This window comes from Nitrospirota bacterium (assembly GCA_016180645.1).
In the GTDB taxonomy this organism is placed as follows: Bacteria; JACPQY01; JACPQY01; order JACPQY01; family JACPQY01; genus JACPAV01.
This window is the reverse complement of sequence record JACPAV010000008.1, coordinates 67634-93551: the sequence shown is the minus strand read 5'-3', so window position 1 is coordinate 93551 and position 25918 is coordinate 67634. Positions and strand designations below refer to the sequence as shown.

Below are 25918 nucleotides of genomic sequence, written 5' to 3'. Positions count from 1 at the left end.
ATATCACTCAGGATGATTCAGCATCCCGCGATGTCTTGGATTTGCGTCAAGCGGATGCTTTCGCGTCGAAGTTTCTCAATGATGGAAGTTGTGGATTTCGCGGGTCTTCCCGTGGGTTTCAGCTTGAGTTTGTCCCGGATTTCACCCATGGCGTGCTCAAAGGCTTCTCCGAAGGACCGTCGATACTCGTCAAGGGCAATCAAATCGGAATCGGTTAATTTTCCAGACTTCAGACGCTCGCCGAGCTTGTCGATCTGTGTCTTGCTCGGCGCCCCTGCGGGAGCCTTCCTCCTACTCACGCTTCAAACGGCAGTCCGGGCTGAGGGCGTCAGTAGAAGATCCCTTTGCGTTCGCGCAGACCCTTCTGGATCATGTCGTTGATTTTGTCCTTTGCCGGGGTCACTTGGGTTGGGTCACGGGGGGGGTGCTACGCATCCAAATATACACGCGCACCATGCGCATAGTGAACTCATATTCACCCCTCACCGGCCCTTGCTTGATCACATTCAGGTGCTTCATCTTGGTCAGGAAATTGTCGAACTTGCCTATCTGAGCCTCCGTCAGTCCCGTAAGGACCTGTTTCCTGTTGAAAGCCGTTTCGGCGGGTCCCAATTGCCCAATCTTCTGGAGAATGGCCTGGTAGTCAGCCGACTGTAGAGCGGCGTATACTCTAGCGTCCACGAATTTTCTTCCTAACTCCTCCGCTGCCGTCAATACCGCCCCTATCGCATCGTCCTTCGATACGACGCCATCGGTATCGAGCCAATAGGCCGCATCCCCAACTAGATGCATGATCCGAGGAAACCCCGCAGAATACCATGTCATGAACTCCAGCACGTTCTGATCGACCTTCATTTGAACGCTTTCAAACGCCCTGGTGAAGAAGTTCCCCATTTCCGCTTGGTCTAGAGGCGCAATCTGGATAAGCTCGAAAATGCGCTCTACAGGTTCATGCTGGGCCATCATGTCGAATCGTCGCTCTTTGGTGCCGCACAGAACCAACATCAGGGGCAGTTGGTGTGATGGGTCGGCGGCATTCGCATCCCAGAGGCTCTTCAGGAATCGCGAGAACTCCGGGTTAGCCGCTATGCCATTGATTTCGTCCAGGACCAGCATGATTCCTTTGGTACTCTGCTCGGCTCGGCGCAGGCGCCCGAGCACATCTCCAAGGAAGCTAAGCAGTCCGAAATGTGTTGCGATCTGGGGCGCATCGGTCTTCAGCGCTGCAAGATCAAGGTTCAGGCCGAAACCGAACAGCGACACCTCCTGCTTTCCAACGTATTTGGCGAGCTTGTCTTTCAATCCCTCCCATTTAGTCGGATCGAGGTGGCCGGCTCGCACCGTCTGCTGGAGGATGATCTCTCCTACATCCCGCAAGTCTCTTGCGCCTCCAAGCGGTGCATAGATACCAAAAACCCCGAAATCTCTTGCAGCCAACCATCGAATCAGGTTGGCTATGGAGCTCTTGCCTATCCCGTATTCCCCTTCGATGAAGAATGCCATTGGCTTGCCGGCGACAACCTGAACGATTCCTCGATCTACCATGCGCTGAATCTGGCCCCTGCGGCCCACGAACAACTCGGCCTGCACCGGACTGTTCGGCGAGAACGGACTCATGTTCTTGGTTTCAGCGGCCATGGATTCCTCCTATGCTGCCCACCAAGGCGAGCCACGCGCCGAACGGACAACTAACCCGGGAGGGAGCGTCCTTCGGAACTTCATGCTGGTTTCTCCCACTCAAAAGAAGATTCCCTTCCGCTCGCGGAGGCCCTTCTGGATCATGTCGTGGATCTTGTCCTTCACGATGCCGACGCACTTCTCGACCTTCTTCGGATCGTTTACCGCGTCCTCGCCGAACTCTTTGTGGAAATCGAAGGGCTCGCCATAGTAGATGCGATACCGAACGGGAAGAGGAAACAGGGACAGAGGTCCCAGATGGGGAAAGAACGGGGTCACGGGGAAGTAAGGCATCCCCGCGAGTCGGGCCAGGGGCTTGATGTTCCCGATCATCGGCGCCTGCTCCTCGCCGCCGACGATGGCGATGGGAATGATCGGGGCCTTGTATCGCAGCGACAGCTCCATGAAACCGACGTTGAACTTGAGAAGTTTGTAGCGGTCCCAAATCATCTTGCCCGGACCCTTGGCGCCCTCGGGGAAAACCATGACCAGCTCCTCGTTGTTGAGGAGTTCTTCGAAATTCTTGCGCGTGCCGATGACTTGTCCCACGCGACTGAACCAGATGTTGATGTACGGAAAGCGGGCGGCGAAATTGTCCACCACCGCTCGCATCAGACGGGGTGGGTCCATCCGGTGCAGGAGATCGAGAGCGACCAGCCCACCGTCCATGGGGATGACGCCGCTATGGTTTGCCGCGAGGATGGCCCGTCCGTTCCGTGGAATGTGCTCGTGACCGAAGCTCATCACCCGGAACCACCTCTCGTAGAGAAACTTGGTCATGGCATACGTGAGCGCCACGGAATACTTGTCCATCCCGAACTTGTCGTAGCCCCACCCCTGGTCGTGAATACGAATCTGAAGGATACGATCCAGATCGTGCGACTTGAGAAGGCGCTTGGCGAGTCTCTTTGTGAAGGATGCGTTGCCGGCAGTCATCGAACCGTGGGGAGTCTATGAGAACGCCTCCACCTCGTCAAGGATTGGGGAATCGGGTACGATCGATTTATGTCCCGCGTGGGTCTTCTTTACTCGGACGTGTTCCTTGGACATCGCACCTGGCAGCACCCGGAGAAGTCGGAACGTCTCCAGTGGATCACGTCCGGGCTGACATCCTCCGGCCTCCACGATCGTCTGGATACGGTCGTGCCTCGCCCGGCCACGGAGGAGGATATCGCTCGCGTCCATACGCTTTCGCACATCGAAACGATCCGGGCGACGCAGGGATCTCCTCGCGCGCAACTCGACGCCGATACCCAAACGTCAGAAGGCTCGTATGAAGCGGCGGTGCTGGCCGTCGGCGGATTGTGCGAGGCGGTGGATCGGGTCATGGACGGCAAACTGGACTCGGTGTTTGCCATGGTCCGTCCACCGGGTCACCACGCGGAACGGGACAGGGCGATGGGTTTCTGCTTATTCAACAACATCGCGATTGCGGCCGCCTACGCGCGCTCGAAGCACAAGCTGGATCGAATTCTCATCGTGGATTGGGACGTCCATCATGGGAACGGGACCCAGCACGCATTCTTCGAAGACCCACATTGTCTGTATGTCTCGACCCACCAGTATCCGTTCTACCCCGGGACCGGACACTATCGGGACGTCGGCATGGGGGAAGGCGAAGGCTTCACGGTCAACGTCCCCCTGCCGGCGGGGCAGGGCGATGGGGAGTTCAGGGCGATTTTCGATGAGGTGATCCTGCCCATCGCAACGGAATATCGTCCGCAAATCGTGATGATCTCCGCCGGCTTCGATGCCCACAAGGATGACCCCCTTGCCGGGATGGGGCTCACGGGCCCAGGCTACGGTTACATGACGCGAGCACTGAAGTCGGTCGCGTCCGCGTCGGCCGATGGGAAGCTCGTGGTGGCCTTGGAAGGTGGGTATTCCGAAACGGGACTTCAGGAGGGCACCCAGGCCGTCTTCCACGCGCTGCTGAACGATCCGATGGTAAAGACTCCTGCGGCAAGCGTCCGAATAAAGGATTACGTTGGAGACCTCAAGAAGAACTTCAAGCCATTCTGGAAATCGCTCTGAGGGCTGTCTGCGGGGGCCGGAGTGAAGAAGCCTGACTACCGGCAGGTTGAACATACGGCGGATCTAGCCATCGAGGTTTATGGAGCTACTCTGAGAGCGCTGTATCGGAACGCGATTCTCGCTTATTTCGACCTTATTACAACTCCGAATACGATCAGACCTCGGCGGACGTGGCGATTGAAGGTGCGGGCGTCATCGCCGGTAGATCTGCTTTATCAGCTACTTCGGGAGGTCCACTACCGGCAGCAGGCCGGAGGGTGGCTGGGTCGAAGAGTCGGAGTATCGGTGAATCGCGCCAAACCAGTGAGGGTGAGGGGAAAATCTTCTCCCTCTCCCCTGGCGGGAGAGGGTGAGGGGGCTGAACAGGTACAACGGCTGGTTCTGAACGCGGTTATAGAAGGCGAACGGTTTGACCCGGCACGCCACGAACTGAAGGATGAAATAAAAGCGGTGACACTCCACGGCCTCTCGATCAGCCGAATCCGGCGGCAAGGGCGGCCATGCTGGAAAGCGTTCGTGGTCTTCGACGTGTGAATGGACCACGTCGGAGACCGGGAGTTTGACAGTCCAACCCAAAAGCGGGATCATCGCGGTCTCGCAATACGTCCCAGCGTGGATTGGGGATTGCGTGGGAGGTTCCATTGGCTGAAGAAAAACAAGCTACGGGTCACAGCTCGAACGGGATCATTCAATCGGCTGTCGTCGAACTCCTGAAGGCCGTCGGGGAGGATCCCGGCCGGGAGGGACTGCGCAAAACTCCGGATCGCATCGCCCGCATGTACAAGGAGCTGACGGCCGGCTATTCCGTCACGCCCGAAGCCCTGATCAACGGAGCGTTATTCGAGTCGCAGTACGATGAGATGGTGGTGGTCAAGGGCATCGAGTTTTACAGCCTATGCGAGCATCATCTTCTGCCGTTCTTTGGACGCTGCCATATCGCCTACATTCCATCGGGGCGGATTATCGGCCTCAGCAAGATTCCGAGGATTGTGGAGGCCTACTCGCGCCGCGTCCAAATTCAGGAGCGGCTGACGTCACAGATCGCCGATTTCGTGAACACCGCGCTGAAACCGCAAGGCACGGCGGTGAGCATGGAGGCGGAGCATCTCTGCATGACGATGCGGGGAGTGAAGAAAGCGAATGCGAAGATGGTGACGAATTCGATGATGGGGGTCTTCAAGAAGGACGAACGCACCCGCAATGAATTCATGTCGCTGATCCGCAGCGGGAACGCAAGCTAGAGAAGCGGGCGGCTTCCAATCAGGGGTAGCCGCAGTCTTCAGGCTGCGTGGAAGGCGCGGGCTAAAGCCCGCGGCTACAGAGGTCTGGAACTCAAGTCTGGAACGAGGAGCCGCAGCCGCAGGTCGATTTCGCGTTGGGATTCTGAATCTTGAAACCGCCGTCGGTGAGGCCGTCCTGAAAATCCAGATGCAAGCCCTTGAGATGGGGCTGGCTGTCGGGGTCGATGGCCACTTTCACACCCTGAACCTCGGCAATGGCATCGTTGGCTCGAGCGCCTTCTTCAAACGCCATCGCGTACGAATAGCCTGAGCATCCGCCGGGGACCACTTTCAGACGGAGGACCGGCTGCTTCAACTCCTCCTCGGAGGAAAGAAGTTTCTTCAATTCTTCGGCTGCCTTCTCGGTGATGGTAATCATCGTGTGCTCCTCAATGAGAATAGATTGTATCCAGAAATCCTCCGGAGGTCAACGCGAGGCCGGTCACTCGTAACGGAGCGCGTCGATCGGGTTGAGCGCGGCAGCGCGGCGGGCGGGCCAGAGACCGAAGACCACGCCCACGGCGGCGGAGAAAAAGAAGGCGAGCGCGACCGCACCGGGGGACACGGCGGTGGCCCATCCGGCCATGCGGGACATCCCTTGCGTAAGTGACCAACCCAGCGTGATGCCCAGGATCCCTCCCAGCGTACTGACGACGATCGCCTCCACAAGGAATTGGCCCAGGATGTCCGACCGGGTGGCGCCCACGGCTTTCCTCAGCCCGATCTCCCGGGTGCGCTCCGTGACCGAAACGAGAAGGATGTTCATGATTCCGATTCCGCCGACTAGGAGTGAAATCGCGGCGATACAGGCGAGAAGCCATGAGAGGGTTCGGCTGGTTTCGGAGAGGGCTTCCTGGATCTCGGCCATGTTGCGGATCTGGAACGTATCGGGCTGCGAAGGTGGAATTCGGTGGGTGCGCATGATGAGATTCTCGATCTCGGTCCTCGCATCTTCCATCTGATCCGGTGAAGCGATTTCGATGTCGATGGAATCGACGTATTCCTTTCCAAGCAGCCTTCGCATCGCGGTCGACAAGGGGATCACGACGATGTCGTCCTCGTCCCTCCACGTGGAGGCCCCTTTCTCCCGCAAGACCCCGATGACCTGGAAATTGACCCTGTTGATCTTGATGAATTCGCCCAAGGGGTTGCGATCGCCAAAGAGCTCGCGCAGGGGCGTCATGCCGAGTACGGCCACCCGCGCCCGCCGCTGCATCTCCTCCTCGGTGGGGAAGCGGCCGGAGCCCGGTGAGGCCGCGCGCATCCCGGCATATTCGGGAACGGCGCCGAGGATCTGGGTGTTCCAATTCTTGTTGCCCACCACCACCTGGCCGCGGCCGCTGACGGTGGGGGCCACCTTGGCCACACCGGGAACGGATTTGCGGATGGCCTCGGCGTCGTCCATCGTGAGGCGAACCACGCCGGGACCCTCCCGGGAAACCCCGTGAAGTCGCGCAGAGCCGGGGCGAAGTACGAGGAGGTTGGATCCCATGGAGGCGAGACGCTCCTCGATCGAACGCCGGGCGCCCTCGCCGAGAGCAAGCGTCGCGATGACGGCCGCGACGCCGATGAGAATTCCGAGCATGGACAGGCCGGATCGCACTTTGTTGGCGCGAAGAGCGCGACCCGCCTGACGGGCGTGATCGGAGAGTTTGCGGAGGCTGAGGGCGTGGTGGGGGACTTGCATCATTGGAATCCGGGCATCCATGTTCGAGGTAGGCGCACCCTTTGAGGGTGCGTCCATGGACGCGGGCTGGAAGCCCCATGCCACGGAGGGTATGGGACCATGATATGTCGCCGCACCACGGATGGTGCGGCATGTAACATGGCCCGCGGTCACCGGGAGGTCAGTGGGCTTCTTATGCGCGCCCACTCGTTCATCCGACTGGACCAGCCCGTCCCGCATCCGGATGGTCCGCCCGGCGCTCCGCGCGATATCCGCTTCGTGGGTCACAAGAATGATGGTCTTTCCATCGGCATTCAGCTTGCGCAGGGCGTCAAGAATCTCCTTCTCGCTCTGCGAATCCAGATTCCCCGTCGGTTCGTCGGCGAGGATGATGGGCGGGGAATTGACCAGAGCGCGGGCGATGGCGACACGCTGCTGTTGACCGCCCGACAGTTCATTCGGTCGGTGGCGACTCCGGTCGCTCAGTCCCACGGTCTGGAGCAACTGCACCGCGAGATCCGGACGGCGTCCGTTCCGTGAGTACACAAGCGGGAGGGACACGTTCTCGAGGGCTGTGAGTCTGGGGAGCAGATTGAACTGTTGAAAAACGAAACCGATCGACCGGCCGCGAAGGTCGGCCCGTTCTTCCTCGTCCAGTGAGGAAATGCGACTCCCCATGATTTCGAAATCGCCGGAATCGGGAACATCGAGGAGGCCAAGGATGTGGAGCAGGGTGGACTTGCCGGAGCCCGAGGGTCCCATGATGGCGATAAACTCTCCTTCGGTGATGGACAGACTGACGCCCGCCAGGGCGTGCACCTCGCTTCCTCCCATGCGATAGCTCTTTCGAACGTTGGCCAACCGGATCATCTCGATTTTCCCTCCTTGCCGCCGGCCTTGCGCTGGCCCCACGGCATGAAGGGACTGGTCTTGGTTCCTTCGGTGGAGGGAATACGGAAACTTTTCATCAGAACCACGTCGCCCTCCGCGAGCCCCGATCGGATCTCGACGCGCTTGCCGTCCGTCACGCCCGTTTCGACGGATCTCGAACCGGGTTGGCGCGGCGTTGGGCCGGGCACGGAGACAACGGCATGACCATCCTCCTGCCGAATCGCCTCCGCCGGAAGCACGAGCACGCCCTTGCGGGCTTCGGCTTTCATGGTGACGTTGGCCGTCATGCCGCTCCGCATGAAGGGTGGGACGCGGCCCGGCGTGATGTCCACTTCGTAGATGGTGACGTTGTTCACGGTCCTTGCTTCGTAGGCGATGTGCGAGACCTGCGCCGGAATGAGGTCGGAGGGATACGCATCGAGGACGATCTCGGCGCTCTGGCCGACCCGCACCTGCCCGATGTCCGTTTCGTCGACCTGGGCCTGGACGATGAGCCGGTCGGACATGACGAGCACGGCGTCCTGGGCCGAAACGCTCTGGCCGGGTTCGACATTGCGCGCGATGATGACCCCGTTGAGTGGCGCGACCAGAGGCATGGGTTTGTAGAGCTGTTCCCAGTGGGCCAATTCCTCCGGTCCCTTGGCACGGGCGGCGTCCAAGAGGGCGGCGCGCTCGACCGAACTCATCCACGCGACCACCTCCCCCTTCTGCACGCTCTGCCCTTCTCCAAAGCGAATGTCTTCCACGCGGCCGCCGAGGGGCGGTTTGATTTCGACGCGGGTGCGCGGCTGAACGATGCCTGTAGCTAGAATGGAAACCTGGAGGTCGCCCCGCTCAACACGGATGGTTCGGTAGGTGATGGTTTCCGCCTTGCGCTCCTTTTTTCGAAGCGCCCAAAAGCCTCCGGCGGCCAGGAGCGCGAGCGCGGCGAGGATCATGAACCATTTGACTCTCATCGATCCAGACCTTTCCCTTGCGCCCTCAACCATTCTGCCTGTGCCAGCCAAACGTCCGTCTTGGAGGCGAGCCATGATTTCTCCGTCGAAATGAGATCATTCTCGATCAAGTCCCAATCCTGGAAGGACAAGAGTCCGCTTGTGTATTGGCTGCGGCCGATTTCGGCCCGGAGGCGCGCCGCCTCAAGAAATTCATTTTGGACCCCGTAGCGCTCGACGGCGTCCCGATATCGGCTCAGCGCCGCTTCCAGGTCCGCCACGGCGCGCTCACGCGTATCTCGCAGCGTGGCTTCGGCGCGACGCTCCTCGGCCCGTGCGCTTCGAATATCATAGGCGGTTCTTCCACCCGGGAAGAAGGGATAGGTCATGGACAGGCCGGCGGACCAACGATTGGAATCGGGCGGCCACTCGTCGCCGCCGCGGGCGAAGCTGGTGAGGGCGTCGACTCCGGGGAAGAGCTGGCCCCGCGCCGACTCCACGCCGGCTCCAGCCGAATCGACGGCTGCGCGAGCGCGCTGAAGCGAGGGGACATCCTCAGCGATACCGCGGAAATCCGGATTGGGGTCGGAGGGAAGCGGGGGAACATCTCCTGAGACGACCAGGTCGGCCGCGTCGTTCCGCCCAAGAATCCGTGCCAACTGTCTGCGCTTCACCCCGAGCGCGCGGTCGGCTTGAGCGACTTCGAACCGGGCTTGACTCCCGGCGGCCTTGCTCCGGAGATACGATCCCTTGTTCTCGCGCCCGGCTTCAAAGCGGAGTTCGACGAGCCGGACGTTTTCCTGCCTCCGTGAGAGGATTGTTTCGGCCAGCCGGAGAGCGTCCTGGCCGAAGGACAACTGAGCGAAGGCCGATGCCAAGTCCAGCCTGAGCCTGGAACTGGTGTCCTGAAGGTCGGCTTCCGCGGCCATCCGTTCGGCGCGGGCCTTCCCGAGGGATGCGGTATCCTTCCAGCCCGCAAAAAGATTCTGCCGGGCCGAGAGGCCCGCACTCACGTCGTTTCGTGCTGCCGATGATCCACCGGAGGCGGAAGACCGGGCACGGGACCAGTCCGCGCCCGCCGAGAGTTGCGGGAGGAAGGGGCTGTACGCACCGGTGGCGCGCTCGCGGGCGGCGGCGAGGCGTTCCTGTGCAGCGGCCAACTCGGGGTTGCGTTCGGACGCTTCCCGCAGGCATGCGTCCCAAGTGAGGGACTCCGCCGAGGCCGCCCGGGAGAGGGAGAGCATGAGAACGACGGCAAGCAGAACAGACATGGACGCGGGGCGACTATTCGTCGGGATGATGGTGCTTCCGCCGACGCTCCTCGCGCCGCGCCTTCATCGTGTCGAACTGTTCCCGCTGTCCGGGTGTGAGCAGCCGGGCGATTTCGTCGTCGGTGGTGTGGCGGATGTCATCGAATCGGGGGCGGACTTCGGCCCGAAGCGCGTGGACCCTCTGGCGCTTGCCCTCCAGAATCGCGCCTACCTGGCGTTGTTGTTCCGGGGTGAGGTCGAGTCTCGAAGTGAATCTTTCAAGCAGGCGCTGGTAGGGGTGCTCGCCCCGCCAGGAATCGAGGCGCATGCGGTGCCCCCACCATCCGAAAGCGGCGCCAAGCAGGAGTCCAACGGCCAACGAGGCGGAGATCGTTTTCCAGGAAGGTCTCATGGTTCCTCCAAGAGCTGTTCATCATAGGAATCAGTTTCAATCTCTGATGCGAGGAGAGGCCCCAATGTTCCGGAGTCCTCCTGAGCATCGGCCAAGAGGAGGAGTTCGGTGGCGCCCGTGGAATCTTGTTCCGGCACCAGGAGGGCCAGCGCCGCGGCGGCCAGGGCAGCGCCGAATGCAGGGATCAGCCAGCGGCGCAGGACCGCATCCCAATTCCGCTCGCCGTCCCCGGAGCGGAGCGGAGCGGGGCGGCGCAGGCTGAGCCAAACGGGATCGAAGACCGGAATGGGAGGGTCGGCCAAACGCGCCATGACACGGCTGGAGAAATGGGTGGACGGGGCCGCCATGGGCCGACGGAAGATGGCGGCGCCCATGGAGTTCCACGCGGCCAGTTCGGATCGGCATTCTCCACAATGGGCGACGTGGGCGGCGACCGCCTTCTGGTCGGCATTGTTCAGTTCGCCGTCGCGATAGGGCGAGAGGAGCTCCCAAGCTTGTCGGTGGTCCATGATCATTTCAGGCTCTGTTTGAAAACCCCATCGCTTCCGAGGGGATGTCCGGGTAGCCGCACCCCCATGCCGAGGACGGTATGGGGCCATGAGATGTCGCCGTGCCACGGATGGCACGGCATGTAACATGGCCTTTAGGGTGCGTCTTCGGACGCAGGCTGAAGCCTGCGCCTACCGGTCCAACGCATTTTCAAAAAGAGCCTGAAGGATTAGACGTTGAGTCAGGGTGAAAAGTGTCGCGCCATCTCGCGCAGGGACTGGCGGGCGCGGCGAAGTCGGGCTTTCACGGCATCGACGGAGCAGCCGAGGATCGCCGCGATTTCGGTGTAGCTGTGCCCTTCGCGTTCGCGGAGGACGAGTAGGGTTCGCTCCTCGGGCCGGAGAGATGAAAGGAGTTGATCCACGAGGTCGGCCATCTCCGAGTCGGCTTCCCCGGCCGGGTCGAGAAAAAGTGTGCGGGCCTGTTCTCCGTATTTGTCTTGCAGCTCCTCCAGGGAAAGCTCCCTGCGGCGGGACCGCCGTCGGAGCGCATCGCGACACTCGTTCACGGCAATCCGAATGAGCCACGTCGAAAAGGCTGCGTCGCCCCTGAATCGGGCGAGCGACCGAAACGCTTTTACGAAAACCTCCTGGGCGGCCTCCTCGGCCTCCTCCCGGTTTGAAAGTGTCGTCATGCAAAATCCGAAAATCCGGTCCTGATATCTGCGAATGAGCGCCTCGTAGCTCTGCGTGTGGCCACCCAAAACCTCGCGGATGATCTCCCGGTCGTTGGGAGATTCCTTCGCGGGGGATATGGTCGTTTCGATTGGATCCATCCGGTTTCGTGGGCATGGATCGGTTCGGACCGATCTCCGTCCTGCCTGAGGCGAGTTCTACTGTCGTTTAGTCCGGGAGTCCAGGGGCGGGGCGGGCGTGTCAGGCCTAGTGGAGGGAGAGGCGGTCGGATTCGGCGTAATAGAAACCGATCATGATGCACATCTCGTCATCCGAGGTGAAGCCGAAGATGAGGGGGATACTCTTGTCGTTGGTGTGTGTACAGGAGAAATTGACGCCCTGACCTTCCGAGATGGGAAGGGGAGGATCGAAATATCTCACGGCGGGATGGTCCCAGGTTTGGGTGGACATGAGAGGGGGATCGACCTTCTGACCGCCCTCAATCAGCCGGGCGGTGAAATCGATCGCGCGTTTGTGCATGTGGGAAGTGAGGGAGAGGAGTTGGATGTCCCGGTCGGGTGTCCACACATATTCGGTGGTGCGAGTCTCGCCGGGCAGCACGAGGATGAGTGGATTGTTCTCGAATATGGGCCGTGCCAGATGGCGCACGTCGGACTCCGGAATCGTGTGCAGGTTCAAGGCCACCTCGCCGCGAATTGGATGTGAGCCGTCCAGGTTGATGAAATGTGAATTGAAGATGAGCCACTGCTGAGCCCGCAGTCTGAAGGCCACTCCCACTGGAAACTGCATGTTGAGGTAGGGCTCCTGGGAGCCCAGAACGAAACTCCCTTCGCGGGCGCCAAACTTGAGCTCTGCGAAAAGAGGATCGTCGGAATTGAAGAACTGGCGAGTCCCTTCCTTGATGTCCTGTCGCTCCGGATCGGCTACATAGAGAATGAAGTGGTGGCTGCCCTCGGGCATCTTAACCTCGATTCGATTGACGTAGAGGTCTTCGTCGGATTCGAGCCGCCGGGCCTGGAAAATTTCCCGCTCGTGATTGGATTGGATATCGAAGGGCGTCATGCGGAGCTGTAGACCTCTCGCGGGAGCGGGGGGCGGTTCGAACGACGGTCCATCGGAACCGCAGGAGAAGACGAGTGCGGAGGCCAGCAAGGCCGGTATCGGGAACCATGCGTAACGCCTCACCATGTGGACTAGTCCGATCTCCATTGGCCCAACGGGAAGTCTACCCGTGACACGGAGTGGCTGTCAAAAGAAACGCGGTGCTATCGGACAGGAGCGTGTTCGGGTACGGGGGCCGAGAGGAAGATGGCCGCCAAGGGTGGGAGGGCGAGGACAACGGAAAATGGCCGGCCATGGGAGGGGAGGGCCATCGCCGTGACTTGGCCCATGTTTCCATGGCCGCTCCCGCCGTAGAGTGTGGAGTCGCTGTTCAGCGTTTCCTGCCAGGCGCCTTCGAAGGGAACGCCCACCCGGAATGAGGTGCGCACCACAGGCGTGAAGTTGAAGGCGGCGAGCACGGTCTCTCCCGGATCAGCGGAGCGGCGGAGAAAAGCCAACACGCTGGAGGAAGCGTCATTGCATTCAATCCATTCGAATCCCGCGGGGTCGCAGTCGAGGGCATGGAGCGCGGGCGAGGTTACATAGATTCGATTGAGGTCCCGGACCCACTTCCCGATGCCGGCGTGGGGTGCGTGTTGGAGGAGTGGCCATTCGATGCTTCCGTCGTGATTCCATTCGCTTCGCTGACCGATTTCGCCGCCCATGAACAGGAGTTTCTTGCCGGGCTGCGCGAACTGCCACGCGAGAAGGAGGCGAAGATTGGCGAATTTCTGCCAGTCATCCCCGGGCATTTTCCCGAGGAGCGAACCCTTTCCGTGGGTCACTTCGTCGTGCGACAGCGGCAGCACGAAATTCTCGGAGTGGGAGTACAGTTGGCGGAAGGTGAGCTTTGGGTGGTGATGCTTGCGATGGACGGGATCCTGCGAAAAGTAGCGCAGGGTGTCGTTCATCCATCCCATGTCCCACTTGTAGCCGAAGCCGAGCCCGCCTGTGTTTGTGGGGTGCGATACCGCGGGCCAGGCCGTGGACTCCTCGGCGATCATCTGGACATCCGGATACTCCTGATAGACGGTCTCGTTGAGACGGCGCAGGAAGTCGATGGCGTCGGTGTCTTCCCTGCCTCCCGTGGGATGGGGAATCCATTCGCCGTCTTTGCGCGAATAGTCCCGGTAGAGCATGGAGGCGACGGCATCCACACGAAGGCCGTCGGCATGATAGAGGTCGAGCCAGAAGATGGCGCTGCTCAGGAGGAAACTCCGGACTTCATGCCGGCCGTAATTGAAGACGTAGCTGTTCCAATCCGGGTGAACGCCCTGTCGGGGATCGGCGTGTTCGTACAGGTGGGTTCCGTCGAACTCTCCGAGGCTGTGGGGATCCGTGGGAAAATGCGAGGGGACCCAGTCCAGGATGACGCCGATCCCGTTGCGATGGAGGGTATCGATCAGGAACATCAGATCCTGCGGCGTTCCGTAGTAGCTGCTCGGCGCGAAGTACCCGGTGGTCTGGTAGCCCCATGAACCAAAAAAGGGGTGCTCCATGAGAGGGAGGAATTCGACGTGAGTGAAGCCGGTGTCCTTCACGTAATCGGAGAGTTGGGCCGCGGCCTCCCGGTAGGAGAGGGATCGATGACCTTCGCCCGCCACGCGTTTCCACGAGCCGAGGTGAACTTCGTAGATGGAGACCGGCTTGGAGCGGGTGGTTCGTTCCCCACGGCCGTGCATCCACTCGCCGTCCCCCCACGAGTAGTCGAGATTCCAGATGATCGAGGCCGTTTTCGGCGGCTGCTCCGTGAAGAACGAGAAGGGATCGGTCTTGTCGAAACGTGCGACGCCGCCCCTGGGCACAACGTGGAACTTATACAAATCGCCCTTCTGGGCTTTTTCCGCCGTGCCCTCCCATATTCCGGAGCTTCCCTTCGCGGACAGCGGATGGACGTTCGGTTTCCACTGATTGAACGAGCCGATCACGGAGACGCTTTCCGCGGCGGGTGCCCATATGGCAAAGCGCACTCCGGAGTCCGGCCGGGGATTGATCGAATGGGCTCCGAGCTTGCGATAAAGGCGGCCGTGCGTCCCCTCGTTGAAAAGGTGGAGATCCAGATCGGTCAGCGCGGAGGAAACGGTGAACATGATTAAGATTCCGGAGGTACTCCCCGCCGGAGCCGGTCCACTCGCTTCAACGCCAGCATGATGCTCCCGTCCGAGGAGAATTCCTCAAATGTTTTTCGCGCCTTCCGCCTCCAATTGGGGAATTCGTCGGTCGTGCCCGGCCTGTTCTGCGGTTCGGTTTCGAACCATAGATCTTCGAGATTCACGAGCGTCGCGAAGGCCGGCCCGCCGGCCAGATGATCGTGGCAGCGGCGCAACGCCTCCGATCGATTCGGGCGATCACCCCAGAGGGCGGCGAACGGCGGGATGTCGTGCGTGTTCAGCCCGGCGACGGAGTCGAAGGGAGGCGTTGGGAGCGGCCGCCCGCCGGTGAGGTCTTGCTCAAACGAGAGGATGAAAAGGCGGAGAATCCCACGCTCATGGAGGGCAGGCCGAAGTTCCTCGGGAACGGTCCCGAGGTCCTCACCCACCACAATCGTTTCATGGGCGAGCGATTCCCGGCACAACGCATCATAGAGGTCGCTCTTCGGATACCGCACGTAGACACCGTCCATCGCTTCGAAACCATCGGGAATCCAGAATTGGCGATGGAGACCCATAACGTGATCGATTCGGAGTATTCCCGCGCAGCCCATGTGGTGGCGGATGGAGTCCGACCACAGCCGGTTCCCCGAGTCGAGTAGCCGTTGCGGGTGCAAGGGAGCGAAGCCCCAACGCTGGCCCTTCGAGAAAAAGGGATCCGGAGGAGCGCCGACGGAAACACCCTCGACGAACATCTCGCTGAACCGCCAGGCGTCGTAGCCGTCGGGATGAACCCCCAGGGGAAAATCGAGGTAGAGGAGCACATTCTTCATTCGTGCCCGCCGCGCGAGAGAAGTCAACTGCTCGTGGGCGATCCACTGCACATAGGCATGATATTGTTCGGCGCGGGGGTCGGAATCGCCCGGGGTGAGAGTGCCGTTCCGGGCCGGCTCGGGCCATGTCCTCCAAGGCTGCTGGCTCCGCTCCCCTACCGCGCGGAATCGGGCGTAGTCGTTCAGTCTCGGGTGCTCGGAGCGGAATGCGAGGAATGCATCGAGCCTGCCGCCGGGCCGTGAAGAGATAGAGTCGGCCAATCGCTCCAGCACCCTCCGCTTGAGTTGCATGACACCCCGGTAGTCCACGAGCTGTATTTCGCGTTGCTCGCGAATTTCCGATCTGAAATCCGCTGACGACGCAAGCGAGGAGGCTTCCGGTGTGTCCGCCAATTCCGGGATGCCTTCGACATCGATGAACAGCTCATTCCAGAACATCCGGCTGACCGGTGTGTAAGGGCATGCGGCGAAGGGATCGTCGAGGAAGGTTGCCAGGAGGGGAAGTGTGCCGACGATTCCTCCTCCGAGACCGCCGACCCAATCCACAAGGTTTTCAATGTCGGTGAAATCGCCGACGCCCCAGTTGCGCGACGAACGGAGAGAATAGAGCGGGACAAACACCCCCCATCGGCGTTCACCGCTGCCGGGAGACCAGGCCTTCAGGGGCTGTAAGGTCTCACCCCCACCCCCACCCTCACCCTCCCCCTTCGAGGGGGAGGGGGTAGGCGCAGGCTTCATGCCTGCGTCTGAAGACGCACCCATGAAGGGTGCGGCTACCATCCCTTCCCCCCTTGAGGAGGAAGGTGCGGATGGGGGGTGCTGTGCGGCGTCTAGCAATCTGTGCAAGGCGTCCGGAGCGTCTTCCAAACGCTGAATCGGCGCGCCGAGTGCTTTCAGGATGGCAAGGAGGACTTCAGGCTTGGCGTCGCGCCGTTGGCCTTCGATCGTGTAGTACGTGGTCTGGACACCGTGAAGTTCCGCAAGCCTTCGGAGGGCCTCCATCTTGTCCGCCATCTTACTCCCGGTAGGCGTTGCGGATGTACTGGTTCATCATGCGGTGGGCGTTGAAGAAGGACCCATTCACCACAATGGTGGATTGGCGGATGCGGTCGAATTCCTCCGGTCGCTGAAAGTAGAGCGGCAGGATCGTTTGTTCGAGCTTGTCATAGAGCGAACGGACCTCGTCACCGCGGCGATCGTTGTGAGCCCAAGAAGAGGGAGCCGTAGGGGCGAGGCATGCCTCGCCCCTACGGGATGCTTCGTAGGGGAGGACCTTCAGGTCCTCCCAATGGCCGCCGATGGACCATCCGGTCACGCCTTCGACATGCCCTTCGACCCACCAGCCGTCGAGGACGCTCAAGCTGGGGACGCCGTTCACCGCGGCCTTCATGCCGCTTGTGCCTGAAGCTTCGAGAGGCTGCTGGGGCGTGTTGAGCCAGACGTCCACCCCTGCGCAAACGGTCTTGGCCAGCGCCATGTCGTACTCTTCCAGATACACCACGGGGACCGCTTCCGAAAGGGCCGCGGAAGCCTGGAAGATCCGTCGGATCAGATGTTTTCCCGGTTCGTCATTCGGGTGAGCCTTTCCCGCGAAAACAAGTTGGAGGCGGCCGTGCTGGGAGGCGATGGATCTCAGCCGGTTCAGATCGGTGAAAAGGAGATCGGCCCGCTTGTACGCGGTGGCCCGGCGGGCGAATCCGAGCGTGAGGGCGTTGGGATCGAGGCGGACGTGAGTTCGGCGCTCCACTTCGGCGAGGAGAGCGGCCTTCGCTTCCACATGGGCTTGGTGAATGTCGGCGGGTGGAATCCGGATGGCATATCGAAGGTAGGAGTTGTCGCCTCTCCATGCGGGGAGGTAGCGATCGAAGAGCGCGGCGAATGACGGGGAGGCCCAAGTCCCCGCGTGCACACCGTTCGTGATCGATTCGATGGGAGTCTCGGGGAACAAATCCTGCGAGACCTCGCCGTGCCGCATGGCGACTCCATTCACGTAGTCCGACAGCATGAGGGCCAGGTGGGTCATGTTGAGCTGGGTCCGATCGCACCAGCCGTGCCGATCGAGGGCGTCCGAGCGCACCCGGCCGAGCACCTCGGCGACCATCGAGCACGGAAACTGATCGTGTCCCGCGGGAACCGGCGTGTGGGTGGTGAAGACGCATTGTCGGCGTACGGCGTCGAGATCTGTCTCCGTGGCCGATTCCCATCTTCGACCCGGAAGCCGCTCTTCGAGAAGGGCAAGCGTGAGGAGGGCCGAGTGTCCTTCATTCATGTGGAAGAACCGAATGCTCTCGTGCCCGATCGCCCGGAGGACGGCCACGCCCCCGAGGCCGAGCACGGCCTCCTGGCAGAAACGATATCGAAGATCCGTTCCATACAGTGCGCCGCAGAGGGATCGGTGCCATGGCGTGTTTTCGGGAAGGTCCGTATCGAGGAAGTAGACCGGAACGACCCCCTCCGCTCCACTTCGGGGACGGCGGGTGGAATCACCATAAGATTCCAGCGCCGCGCCTCCGCCCGTGCCCCGGATAAGAAACCGCCACACGCCGACCCGCACCGTTCGTCCTTCAAGCTCGATCGAAACTCTTGCCGGGAGCGGTTCCAAGACTTTTTCGGGATTCCAGTCGCACGGCGTTTCGGTCTGATTGCCCTCCTTGTCCAGCCGCTGGCGGAAGTAGCCCTTTCGGTGGAGGAGCGAGACGCCTACGAGGGGGAGAGCGAGATCGGCCGCGGCGCGCAGGGTGTCACCGGCGAGGACGCCGAGTCCGCCGGCATACGTCGGAATCGCGGGATCGACGCCGATCTCCATCGTGAAGTACGCGATGCGGGGATTCAATGGCTCATCCTATCATCGTCCCCGGAGCCCCGCGGAGAGGGCGATGCGCGGTTGGAGCGGGCCGCGGGGGGGATACATTTCACGAACGGTCGGCCGTGCCGACGCGCAGGAGACTCGCGGCGCTCGCAACGGTCGCCCCGGCCGGGCATGGCCGGAGAACGAGGCGAGTGCCATCCCTGGTCATGACTTCCCCATATACCCAGCCCGTCCGAATCTCAAGGGTGCGATCATTGGCGCCGGGCCGGACGGTTTTGTATGATGCGAGTCATGGACCCCGCCGACGTTGAGAGCGTATAAGCGAAGGGAGGAGGCACGGCCGTCAAGAGCATGACCCAGTGCGTAGTCTGTCCGCAGAATGACGACGCGCTGACGTTCGTCATGGCCGGAGGGAAAGGCGAGCGGCTCTTCCCACTGACCCGGGATCGCGCGAAGGCGGCAGTCCACTTCGGCGGACGCTACCGGCTCATCGATTTCGTCCTTTCCAACCTCATCAATTCGGGATTCTACAAGATTAAGGTTCTGGTCCAGTATAAATCCGACTCGCTCGACCGCCACATCTCCAAGGTCTGGCGGCTGTCCTCCGTCCTGAATCACTACATCGATCCCGTGCCCGCCCAGATGCGCGTGGGGGAACGGTGGTTCATGGGAACGGCGGACGCCGTTTTCCAAAACCTGAACCTGGTGGAGAACGAGGACCCGCGTTTCGTGTGTATCTTCGGCGCCGATCACATTTACAAAATGGACGTGAGCCAGATGCTCAAGTTCCACATCGGGGCCGGGGCGGAATTGACGATTGCGGCCGTGCCGCGTCCGGCTCACGAGGCGCGCCTGTACGGCGTGCTCGACGTCAATGCCGAGGGCCGCGTCACCGAGTTCCGGGAGAAGCCCGCCGATGTGCATCCGGAAAGCGATGGGCAGGTCCTTGCTTCAATGGGGAATTACATTTTCAATACCGATGTCTTGAAGCAGGTTCTTAAAGAAGACGCGGAAGCCCACGATTCGTCGCATGATTTCGGGAGAGTCGTTATTCCAAGGATGATCGAGCAGCATCGCGTTTTCGCCTACAATTTTCACGAGAATGAAGTCCCTGGGGTTTCCGGGAAGGAAACGGCCTACTGGAGAGATGTTGGGACGCTCGAATCCTACTTCGATGCCAACCTCGATCTGATCGGCGTGTCGCCGCACTTCAATCTGTACAACGAGGATTGGCCCATCCGGTGCGGCCACTTCGATCTCCCGCCGGCGAAATTTGTCTTCTCAGGAGGGGATTCAAATCGAATGGGGATGGCGCTGGATTCCATGGTGGCCGAGGGCTGCATTCTGGCCGGCGGCGAAGTGAGCCGGAGCGTTCTGTTTCCCGAGGTGCGGGTCGATTCATTCGCGACGGTGCAGGAATCCATCCTCATGCCGGGAGTGAACGTGGGGAGCTATGTCCGCATGAAACGAGTCATCGCGGACGTGGGGGTGAAGATTCCGGACAACATGCAGATCGGGTTCAACCATGCGGAAGATCGGAAACGGTTTTTCGTCACCGAGTCCGGCTTGACGGTGATTCCGAAGGGGACGGTCTTGAGCTGACCGGCCCGAGGAGATCCAATGAGGCTGGTCATTCTCTTCCACATGCACCAGCCGCTGTACCAAGATCCGATTTCCGGAAGATTGCTCCTTCCGTGGGTGCGCCTTCACGCCATCCACGGGTATCACGACGTCCTCACGCTGATCGAACGCGAAGGCGTCAAGATCACGCTGAACATCACGCCCTCCCTTCTCAAGCAGCTCGACATGTACGTCCAGGGCACGAAAGACGCCTTCGAGCTCCTGACGGAGAAGCCCGCCGGGGAACTTACGCCGGCCGACCGCAAGGCGCTGCTGATGGATTTCTTCTCCTGCAACCCGGACACGATGATCCAGCCGTACCCGCGCTATTGGGAGCTCTTCAAGAAACGCGGGAAACGGATCACTCCGGAGGAAATGGAGGATCTGGCCATGTCCTTCACGAAGGCGGATCTTTGCGATCTTCAGGTGTGGTTCAACCTGACGTGGTTCGGTTTCACCGCTCTCGAATCGCATCCCGATCTGACGGAGCTCGTGCGCAAGGGGACGCACTTCACGGAGAAGGACAAGGTCTTCGTTCTCGACTGCCAACGAGAAATCCTGAAGGAATCGCGTGCGCTGCATCGCCGGATCCTGGACAAAACGGAAGTATCCACGAGCCCTCTGCACCATCCGGTTCTGCCGCTCCTCCTGGATACCGGCTACGCCCGCCGGTGCATGCCCTCGGCACCGTTGCCCGCCGTGGGGTTTTCCTATCCGGATGACGCGGAAGCCCAGATCGACCGGGGACTCCGGTTCATCGAAGAAAAGCTCAAGCGTCCGGTGGGAATGTGGCCCTCCGAGGGGTCGATGTGTCCCGAGCTGATCCCGGTTCTCGCCTCAAAGGGGGTGCGCTGGGTGATGACGGACCAGGCGCTGATGCCCTCCGGCGGCGACCATCGAAAGGCTTGGCGAACGCGGGTGGGAAACGGCGATGTGGTCGTCTTCTTTCGCGACCGGGCGATTTCGGACGCACTCGGATTCAAATACCACAAAATGCACGAATCGGATGCCGTGAACGATTTTGAACGCCGGCTTGCCACGGCGCGAGGCTCCGGGGGGGGGGTCCTTTCCCTGGCCCTCGATGGGGAGAATCCCTGGGAGTACTATCCGTGGCACGGCGGCCCGTTCCTGAAGAAATTCGTGGAGGTCCTCAAGCATGCGTCCGATTGCGAATTGGTCACGCCGTCCGACGTGCTGGCCGATCCGCGCGATGACATTCGGGAAACGGACCGAATCCAAACGGGTTCGTGGATCGACGGAAAGTTCGAAATGTGGATCGGGCAGGCGGGGAAGAACCGTGCGTGGGAGATCCTGGCCAAGACTCGGGGATTTCTCGCGCGGAGGGAATCGACCCCGGAGGCTCGTGAGAAGGCGCTGGAGCGCATGTACGCGGCGGAGGGGAGCGATTGGTTCTGGTGGTACGGCGATTCATTCCATACTGATCAGGCCGACACCTTCGACCTCCTGTTCAGAAACAACCTGATCGAGGTCTACAACGCCGTGGGGTGCGAGCCGCCGCCGTATCTCCTGGAACCGGTCCGGATCATGGAGGAGTCGCGCGGCCCCGTGGGATTCATTTCGCCCCGGATCGACGGGCTGGTCTCGGGCTACGCGGAATGGTACGCGGCGGGTTCTTACGAATGCCGAAGTGATCCGGGACGACTCGCGGCGGGCGTGGGCTACCTGAACCGGATCTACTACGGATTCGATTCGACTCATCTCTATCTCCGCCTCGATCCCGCCGAGCCGGAGGAGGAAGCGGAAGATCTGCACGTCCATCTCGTGTTTGGGCTGCGGGACTTCAAGATCCTTCCCTTGGAAGGCGCGCTCCTCAGCCGGACGCCCGAAGGGGGATTCGCAGCGGTGGGCAAGGTGGTGGCGGCGCGGCAGAAGGTCATCGAGATGAGCGTTCCGTTGGAACCGCTTCAGGCACCGGCCGGAACCCGCGTGTACTTTGTGGTGGAGGTGCGCCGGAAGGGTCAGATGGAGGATCGATATCCGCGGCTTGGGTTTTTGAGTTTCGACGTGCCCCCGGCGGACTTCGAGGACCGCATGTGGAGTGTGTAGGAACGATCTATGCTAAGCTCTAGGCCCACCCATGCCTGAGCTGAGAAAGGATCCCATCACCGGCCGCTGGGTCATCATATCGACCGAGCGGAGAAAGCGCGCCTCCGATTTCGGGGAGATCACGATGACGGCGCCCTCGGCGGACTCGCAAGGCAACTGTCCTTTTTGCGTGGGCCATGAACACCTGACGCCGCCCGAAATCTTGCGATTGAACGGCCGAGACGGGGCTTGGCGGGTGAGGGTGGTGCCCAACAAGTTCCCTGCGCTCCGGGTGGAGGGGGAACTCGACCGTCGGGGTCTGGGCGTGTACGACATCATGAACGGCGTTGGCGCGCACGAAGTGATCATCGAGTCGCCGAAGCACGATGAAAAACTCTCGACCTGTACGACGGCCCTGTGGCGGGACAATCTGTGGGTCTTTCGGGAAAGGATCAACGACCTGAAGCGCGACAAGCGGATGCGTTCCATGGTCGTCTTCAAGAACTACGGCGAGGAAGCCGGCGCCACGCTGGAACATCCGCACAGCCAGCTCATCGCCCTGCCCATCGTCCCGAGGGAGTTGGCCACGGAGATGGACGGCGCCAAATTCCATTTTACCTACCGCGAACGTTGCATCTTCTGCGACATCCTGAGGCAGGAAATGGACCAGGGCGAGCGCATCGTGTCGGTCTCGCAGGATTTCGTAGCCTTCGAACCGTTCGCCTCGCGATTTCCGTTTGAGACATGGATCGCGCCCCGGCATCACGCCGCCTACTATGAACACATCACCGACGCCCAGCTCGACGACCTCTCGGCCATCTTCTGCGACATCTTCCGCCGGTTGGACCGGACGCTCGGCCACATTCCGTACAATTTCTACCTTCATTCCGCGCCATCGGATGGGGACCGCGTGGAGGACTCCTTCCATTGGCATTTCGAAATCACGCCCATACAGACCCGGATCGCCGGGTTCGAAAAAGGAGCGGGTTTTTTCATCAATCCCGCGCCGCCCGAAGAGGCGGCCACTTTTTTACGGGGGGTGTAGTGATGCGTGTTCTGATGGTGGCTTCGGAAGTGTTTCCATACAGCAAAGTGGGCGGGCTCGGAGACGTCATGGGCTCGCTGCCGGTGGCGTTGTCCGGAAAGGGATTTGAAGTGACGGTCTTGAGTCCGATGTACCGGCCGACCTCAATCAAGATCAAAGGGGGCCGGGAAATCCGGCTCGAACTCGCCGGGGAAGCCATCCCGGCGAAGGTGTTCACGCAAGAGAAGAGGGGCGTGCGGTGGGCCTTCCTCGACGCACCCTCGTTGTTCAATCGTCCCTACGTCTACAACGATTCCGACGGGGATGTCGCGGATGAGCATCGGCGATTCTCCGCCCTCGCCTTTACCGCGATTGAAGGGGTGCGGCAGGGACTGTTCGAAGCCGATGTCCTGCACGCGCACGATTGGCACACGGCCCTCGTGCCGTACCTCCTGCGGCGGTATCCCGCCTATCGTGAAGATCCGGCGCTTTCGAATCTGCGATGCCTTCTCACCATCCATAATCTTGGATACCAAGGCGTTTTCCCAAAGGAGGTCCTGGATGAGTTGGGACTTCCGGCGGAGGACTTCAACACCGAGGTCCTGGAGTTCTACGGGAAGGTGAATTTCATCAAGGCCGGGATTGTGTTTGCCGACGCGGTGAACGTAGTGAGTCCGCAGTACGCCCGGGAGATCCAGACCCCCGAGGCCGGGTTTGCGCTCGATGGTCTCCTGCGGAAATATGCGGCCAAGCTCACGGGCATTCTCGATGGCATCGACTCCGAGGTGTGGAACCCGCGCAAGGACAAGGCTCTCAAGAAGAAACTGACCCTCTCGCTTGATCGATGGAAGGCGGCGTCGAAAGCCGCCTTGCAGGAAGAGATGGGCCTCGAAATGGATCCGAAAGTGGTCCTCGTGGGCATCGTCTCACGGCTTACGCCGCAGAAGGGAATTGACGTGGTGTGCGAAGCGGCGGATCGGATCGTCGAAAGCGGTATGCAGATGGCCGTGCTCGGTCGGGGGAGCGAGGCGCTGGAGAAGGCGGTGCGGGAGACCGGCGGGCGGTTGGCCGGACGGTTCGCGGTCAAGGTCGATTTCGACGACGCACTCGCGCGCCGTATCTACGCCGGCAGTGATTTGTTTCTCGTGCCCTCCCGGTATGAGCCGTGCGGACTCACCCAGATGATTGCGATGCGCTATGGGGCGGTTCCCGTAGCCCATCGGGTCGGGGGCTTGATCGATACCATTGAGGAGGGTCGAACGGGATTCCTCTTTTCGCCGTTGACGGCCGATTCGGTGGTTGACGCGCTGGGCCGGGCGCGGGAAGCCTGCGCGAACGGCGGCCTGTCGATGCTGCGGAAGACCTGCACGGAGCAGGATTTCTCATGGGATCACTCGGCGGAAGCCTACGCAGCACTGCTCTATTCCTTGAAGCCCGCATGACAAGAAAAGTCGGGATCATCGTTGGCGGCGGTCCGGCGCCGGGGATCAACGGCGTCATCGGCTCGGCGACAATCGAGGCGATCAACCGGGGATGCGAGGTGGTGGGAATCCTGGACGGGTTCAAACACCTTGCCGCCGGAGGAGTCAGCCAGGTGGAATCGCTCAAGATTGAGGACGTTTCCAGAATTCATACGCACGGGGGCTCCATCCTCCGGACCTCCAGGACCAACCCGACGAAGGACGCTCAGAGCATGCGCAACGTTCTGAACGGCCTCGCCGCGCTCGGGATTGAGCACCTCGTGACAATCGGGGGAGATGACACCGCCACCACCGCCGTGAAGCTCCACGAGGCGAGCGGGGGGAAGGTGAACGTGGTTCACGTGCCGAAGACCATCGATAACGATCTCCCGCTCCCGAGCGGAATGCCGACGTTCGGATTCGAAACGGCGCGCGAGCTGGGCGCCGCACTGGTCGGCAATTTAATGGAGGATTCCCGTACAACGCAACGGTGGTTCATCGTGGTCGCCATGGGACGTTCCGCGGGCCACCTGGCGCTCGGCATCGCCCGTGCCGCCGGGGCCACCTTGGCGGTCATCCCCGAGGAGTTTCCATCCATGGTGTCCGTGCGCCATGTGTGCGACATCATAGAGGGCGCGATGATCAAGCGGCGCGCGGCGGGCAAAGACGATGGCGTGGCGGTGGTCGCCGAAGGTGTGGCCGAGAAATTGAGGGCCGACGGCCTGCAGGGACTGGACGAAGCCCGAACGGACGAGCACGGTCACCTCCGGCTGGCGGAGTTGGGCTTTGCCGAATTCATGAAGCGCCGGATCGAACAGAGCCTGAAAGAGCGCGGGATGTCCATTCCTATTTCGGACAAGAACATCGGCTATGAACTCCGCTGTGCGGCGCCCATTGCCTTTGACCTGGAGTACACCCGCACTCTGGGTCACGCCGCGGTAAAGTTCCTCCTGGAATCCGGACCCAATGTGATGGTGGCCCTGTCGGAAGGCAAGGTGGTTCCCATTCCGTTCGGCGCGATGGTGGACCCTCAGACGGGCCGGACGAGACTCAGGCTGGTGGATGTTGAGTCGGAGAGCTACGAGGTGGCCCTCCGGTACATGATCCGTCTGCGAAAGAGCGATTTCGAATCGACAGAGGAAGTTCGGCGGCTCGCCTCCGCCGCGAAGATGACCGAAGAGGCTTTTCGCTCTCGTTTCCAGCCCGTCGCCGCCTGAAGCCTTCAACGGTTGCGATTGCGGGTGCTTATTTCCACTTGATGAGCTTCAAGTAAGTCTCGGCATTTACCGCCTTGAAGGGAAATTCGCCTGCACGGTGAAGAAAGTCCCGCCGATTCTCCGTCACCAAGAAGTTTGCGCCGACCCACTCTGTGTATCCGGCAATGAACGCATCCCCGGGTTTCAGGCCCTTCGCCTCATACTTCCACGCCGTCTCAAAGGGAACCTCGAAGTCCTCGTCAATTATGGCAAGGGCGTTGATGAAGGTCATGAATGTCTTGAAATCTTCTGAGGCGAGATTCCCGCGAACCTCATCCACAATGGTCCGGGGAATCCTGAGCGAGTTGGCGAGAGGATCCGCCAGGACCGCGTCTAGCAGAGCCCTGCAT

The 25918-nt window shown here is 61.1% G+C and carries 23 protein-coding genes; 8 read left to right on the top strand and 15 right to left on the bottom strand.

Going from position 1 to position 25918, the window contains the following annotated elements; genetic code table 11:
- Positions 1-17: 17 nt before the first annotated feature.
- From HYT87_07090 to HYT87_07080, 3 genes are all read right to left on the bottom strand, one after another.
- A complete protein-coding gene (locus HYT87_07090; protein ID MBI2059522.1) occupies positions 18-299 on the bottom strand; it encodes a hypothetical protein in 282 nt (93 codons plus the stop codon).
- A 100-nt stretch (positions 300-399) separates the two neighbouring features.
- Positions 400-1638 (bottom strand): ATP-binding protein, encoded by a 1239-nt coding sequence (locus HYT87_07085; GenBank protein ID MBI2059521.1) that lies wholly within the window; start codon positions 1636-1638, stop codon positions 400-402.
- A 99-nt stretch (positions 1639-1737) separates the two neighbouring features.
- The gene (locus HYT87_07080) at positions 1738-2613 is read right to left on the bottom strand and encodes an acyltransferase family protein (protein ID MBI2059520.1); all 876 of its coding nucleotides are present in this window, start codon (positions 2611-2613) and stop codon (positions 1738-1740) included.
- Between the two features lie 69 nt (positions 2614-2682).
- Here HYT87_07080 and HYT87_07075 point away from each other — a divergent pair, with 69 nt between their 5' ends.
- From HYT87_07075 to folE, 3 genes are all read left to right on the top strand, one after another.
- Positions 2683-3711, top strand: a complete 1029-nt coding sequence (locus tag HYT87_07075; GenBank protein MBI2059519.1) for a histone deacetylase — start codon at positions 2683-2685, stop codon at positions 3709-3711.
- Between the two features lie 21 nt (positions 3712-3732).
- Complete coding sequence (locus tag HYT87_07070; protein ID MBI2059518.1) at positions 3733-4245, top strand: archease; 513 nt, start codon at positions 3733-3735, stop codon at positions 4243-4245.
- 107 nt (positions 4246-4352) lie between these two features.
- Positions 4353-4952, top strand: a complete 600-nt coding sequence (gene folE / locus HYT87_07065; GenBank protein MBI2059517.1) for a GTP cyclohydrolase I FolE — start codon at positions 4353-4355, stop codon at positions 4950-4952.
- 91 nt (positions 4953-5043) lie between these two features.
- On the opposite strand, the gene HYT87_07060 is transcribed toward folE, so the two are convergent.
- From HYT87_07060 to glgP, 11 genes are all read right to left on the bottom strand, one after another.
- Positions 5044-5370 carry an iron-sulfur cluster assembly accessory protein gene (locus tag HYT87_07060; GenBank protein MBI2059516.1) on the bottom strand — a complete coding sequence of 109 codons (327 nt, stop codon included), beginning with the start codon at positions 5368-5370 and terminating at the stop codon, positions 5044-5046.
- Between the two features lie 63 nt (positions 5371-5433).
- Positions 5434-7527, bottom strand: coding sequence for an ABC transporter permease (locus tag HYT87_07055; GenBank protein ID MBI2059515.1), 2094 nt, complete (start codon positions 7525-7527; stop codon positions 5434-5436).
- Entirely contained in the window at positions 7524-8504 is a 981-nt protein-coding gene (locus HYT87_07050; protein ID MBI2059514.1) for an efflux RND transporter periplasmic adaptor subunit, read from the bottom strand. Before HYT87_07050 ends, HYT87_07055 begins: the two co-directional genes overlap by 4 nt.
- Positions 8501-9754, bottom strand: coding sequence for a TolC family protein (locus HYT87_07045; protein ID MBI2059513.1), 1254 nt, complete (start codon positions 9752-9754; stop codon positions 8501-8503). Before HYT87_07045 ends, HYT87_07050 begins: the two co-directional genes overlap by 4 nt.
- Positions 9755-9767: 13 nt before the next feature.
- Positions 9768-10145 carry a hypothetical protein gene (locus HYT87_07040; GenBank protein MBI2059512.1) on the bottom strand — a complete coding sequence of 126 codons (378 nt, stop codon included), beginning with the start codon at positions 10143-10145 and terminating at the stop codon, positions 9768-9770.
- Complete coding sequence (locus HYT87_07035; protein MBI2059511.1) at positions 10142-10654, bottom strand: zf-HC2 domain-containing protein; 513 nt, start codon at positions 10652-10654, stop codon at positions 10142-10144. The genes HYT87_07040 and HYT87_07035 overlap by 4 nt, the downstream gene beginning before the upstream one ends.
- Before the next feature lie 221 nt (positions 10655-10875).
- Positions 10876-11469, bottom strand: coding sequence for an RNA polymerase sigma factor (locus HYT87_07030; GenBank protein MBI2059510.1), 594 nt, complete (start codon positions 11467-11469; stop codon positions 10876-10878).
- A gap of 106 nt (positions 11470-11575) precedes the next feature.
- Positions 11576-12514, bottom strand: a complete 939-nt coding sequence (locus HYT87_07025; GenBank protein MBI2059509.1) for a hypothetical protein — start codon at positions 12512-12514, stop codon at positions 11576-11578.
- Between the two features lie 80 nt (positions 12515-12594).
- Positions 12595-14520, bottom strand: coding sequence for a 1,4-alpha-glucan branching protein GlgB (gene glgB, locus HYT87_07020; GenBank protein MBI2059508.1), 1926 nt, complete (start codon positions 14518-14520; stop codon positions 12595-12597).
- 2 nt (positions 14521-14522) lie between these two features.
- Positions 14523-16367 carry a 4-alpha-glucanotransferase gene (gene malQ / locus HYT87_07015; GenBank protein ID MBI2059507.1) on the bottom strand — a complete coding sequence of 615 codons (1845 nt, stop codon included), beginning with the start codon at positions 16365-16367 and terminating at the stop codon, positions 14523-14525.
- A 1-nt stretch (position 16368) separates the two neighbouring features.
- A complete protein-coding gene (glgP, locus tag HYT87_07010; protein MBI2059506.1) occupies positions 16369-18159 on the bottom strand; it encodes an alpha-glucan family phosphorylase in 1791 nt (596 codons plus the stop codon).
- 354 nt (positions 18160-18513) lie between these two features.
- Here glgP and glgC point away from each other — a divergent pair, with 354 nt between their 5' ends.
- The 5 genes from glgC to HYT87_06985 are packed head-to-tail and all read left to right on the top strand — an operon-like array spanning position 18514 to position 25529.
- Entirely contained in the window at positions 18514-19764 is a 1251-nt protein-coding gene (gene glgC, locus HYT87_07005) for a glucose-1-phosphate adenylyltransferase (GenBank protein MBI2059505.1), read from the top strand.
- Between the two features lie 18 nt (positions 19765-19782).
- Entirely contained in the window at positions 19783-21849 is a 2067-nt protein-coding gene (locus HYT87_07000) for a hypothetical protein (protein MBI2059504.1), read from the top strand.
- A 31-nt stretch (positions 21850-21880) separates the two neighbouring features.
- A complete protein-coding gene (gene galT, locus HYT87_06995; protein ID MBI2059503.1) occupies positions 21881-22873 on the top strand; it encodes a galactose-1-phosphate uridylyltransferase in 993 nt (330 codons plus the stop codon).
- Positions 22874-22875: 2 nt separating this feature from the next.
- Positions 22876-24294 (top strand): glycogen synthase GlgA, encoded by a 1419-nt coding sequence (glgA, locus tag HYT87_06990; protein ID MBI2059502.1) that lies wholly within the window; start codon positions 22876-22878, stop codon positions 24292-24294.
- A complete protein-coding gene (locus HYT87_06985) occupies positions 24291-25529 on the top strand; it encodes a 6-phosphofructokinase (GenBank protein MBI2059501.1) in 1239 nt (412 codons plus the stop codon). The genes glgA and HYT87_06985 overlap by 4 nt, the downstream gene beginning before the upstream one ends.
- 28 nt (positions 25530-25557) lie before the next feature.
- Here the strand turns inward: HYT87_06985 and HYT87_06980 are convergent, their stop codons facing one another.
- Complete coding sequence (locus HYT87_06980; protein ID MBI2059500.1) at positions 25558-25800, bottom strand: hypothetical protein; 243 nt, start codon at positions 25798-25800, stop codon at positions 25558-25560.
- Between the last annotated feature and the right edge of the window lie 118 nt (positions 25801-25918).

Excerpts from the sequence above, each read along its gene's own strand:
- HYT87_07030 (MBI2059510.1), bottom strand. The coding sequence starts at position 11,469 with ATGGATCCAATCGAAACGACCATATCCCCCGCGAAGGAATCTCCCAAC.
- HYT87_07085 (MBI2059521.1), bottom strand. The coding sequence starts at position 1,638 with ATGGCCGCTGAAACCAAGAACATGAGTCCGTTCTCGCCGAACAGTCCG.
- glgB (MBI2059508.1), bottom strand. The coding sequence starts at position 14,520 with ATGTTCACCGTTTCCTCCGCGCTGACCGATCTGGATCTCCACCTTTTC.
- HYT87_07040 (MBI2059512.1), bottom strand. The coding sequence starts at position 10,145 with ATGAGACCTTCCTGGAAAACGATCTCCGCCTCGTTGGCCGTTGGACTC.
- glgP (MBI2059506.1), bottom strand. The coding sequence starts at position 18,159 with ATGGAGATCGGCGTCGATCCCGCGATTCCGACGTATGCCGGCGGACTC.
- HYT87_06980 (MBI2059500.1), bottom strand. The coding sequence starts at position 25,800 with ATGACCTTCATCAACGCCCTTGCCATAATTGACGAGGACTTCGAGGTT.
- malQ (MBI2059507.1), bottom strand. The coding sequence starts at position 16,367 with ATGGCGGACAAGATGGAGGCCCTCCGAAGGCTTGCGGAACTTCACGGT.
- HYT87_07050 (MBI2059514.1), bottom strand. The coding sequence starts at position 8,504 with ATGAGAGTCAAATGGTTCATGATCCTCGCCGCGCTCGCGCTCCTGGCC.
- glgA (MBI2059502.1), top strand. The coding sequence starts at position 22,876 with ATGCGTGTTCTGATGGTGGCTTCGGAAGTGTTTCCATACAGCAAAGTG.
- HYT87_07000 (MBI2059504.1), top strand. The coding sequence starts at position 19,783 with ATGAGGCTGGTCATTCTCTTCCACATGCACCAGCCGCTGTACCAAGAT.
- HYT87_07035 (MBI2059511.1), bottom strand. The coding sequence starts at position 10,654 with ATGGACCACCGACAAGCTTGGGAGCTCCTCTCGCCCTATCGCGACGGC.
- glgC (MBI2059505.1), top strand. The coding sequence starts at position 18,514 with ATGACCCAGTGCGTAGTCTGTCCGCAGAATGACGACGCGCTGACGTTC.
- HYT87_07045 (MBI2059513.1), bottom strand. The coding sequence starts at position 9,754 with ATGTCTGTTCTGCTTGCCGTCGTTCTCATGCTCTCCCTCTCCCGGGCG.
- HYT87_07075 (MBI2059519.1), top strand. The coding sequence starts at position 2,683 with ATGTCCCGCGTGGGTCTTCTTTACTCGGACGTGTTCCTTGGACATCGC.
- HYT87_07060 (MBI2059516.1), bottom strand. The coding sequence starts at position 5,370 with ATGATTACCATCACCGAGAAGGCAGCCGAAGAATTGAAGAAACTTCTT.
- HYT87_07080 (MBI2059520.1), bottom strand. The coding sequence starts at position 2,613 with ATGACTGCCGGCAACGCATCCTTCACAAAGAGACTCGCCAAGCGCCTT.
- HYT87_06985 (MBI2059501.1), top strand. The coding sequence starts at position 24,291 with ATGACAAGAAAAGTCGGGATCATCGTTGGCGGCGGTCCGGCGCCGGGG.
- galT (MBI2059503.1), top strand. The coding sequence starts at position 21,881 with ATGCCTGAGCTGAGAAAGGATCCCATCACCGGCCGCTGGGTCATCATA.
- HYT87_07055 (MBI2059515.1), bottom strand. The coding sequence starts at position 7,527 with ATGATCCGGTTGGCCAACGTTCGAAAGAGCTATCGCATGGGAGGAAGC.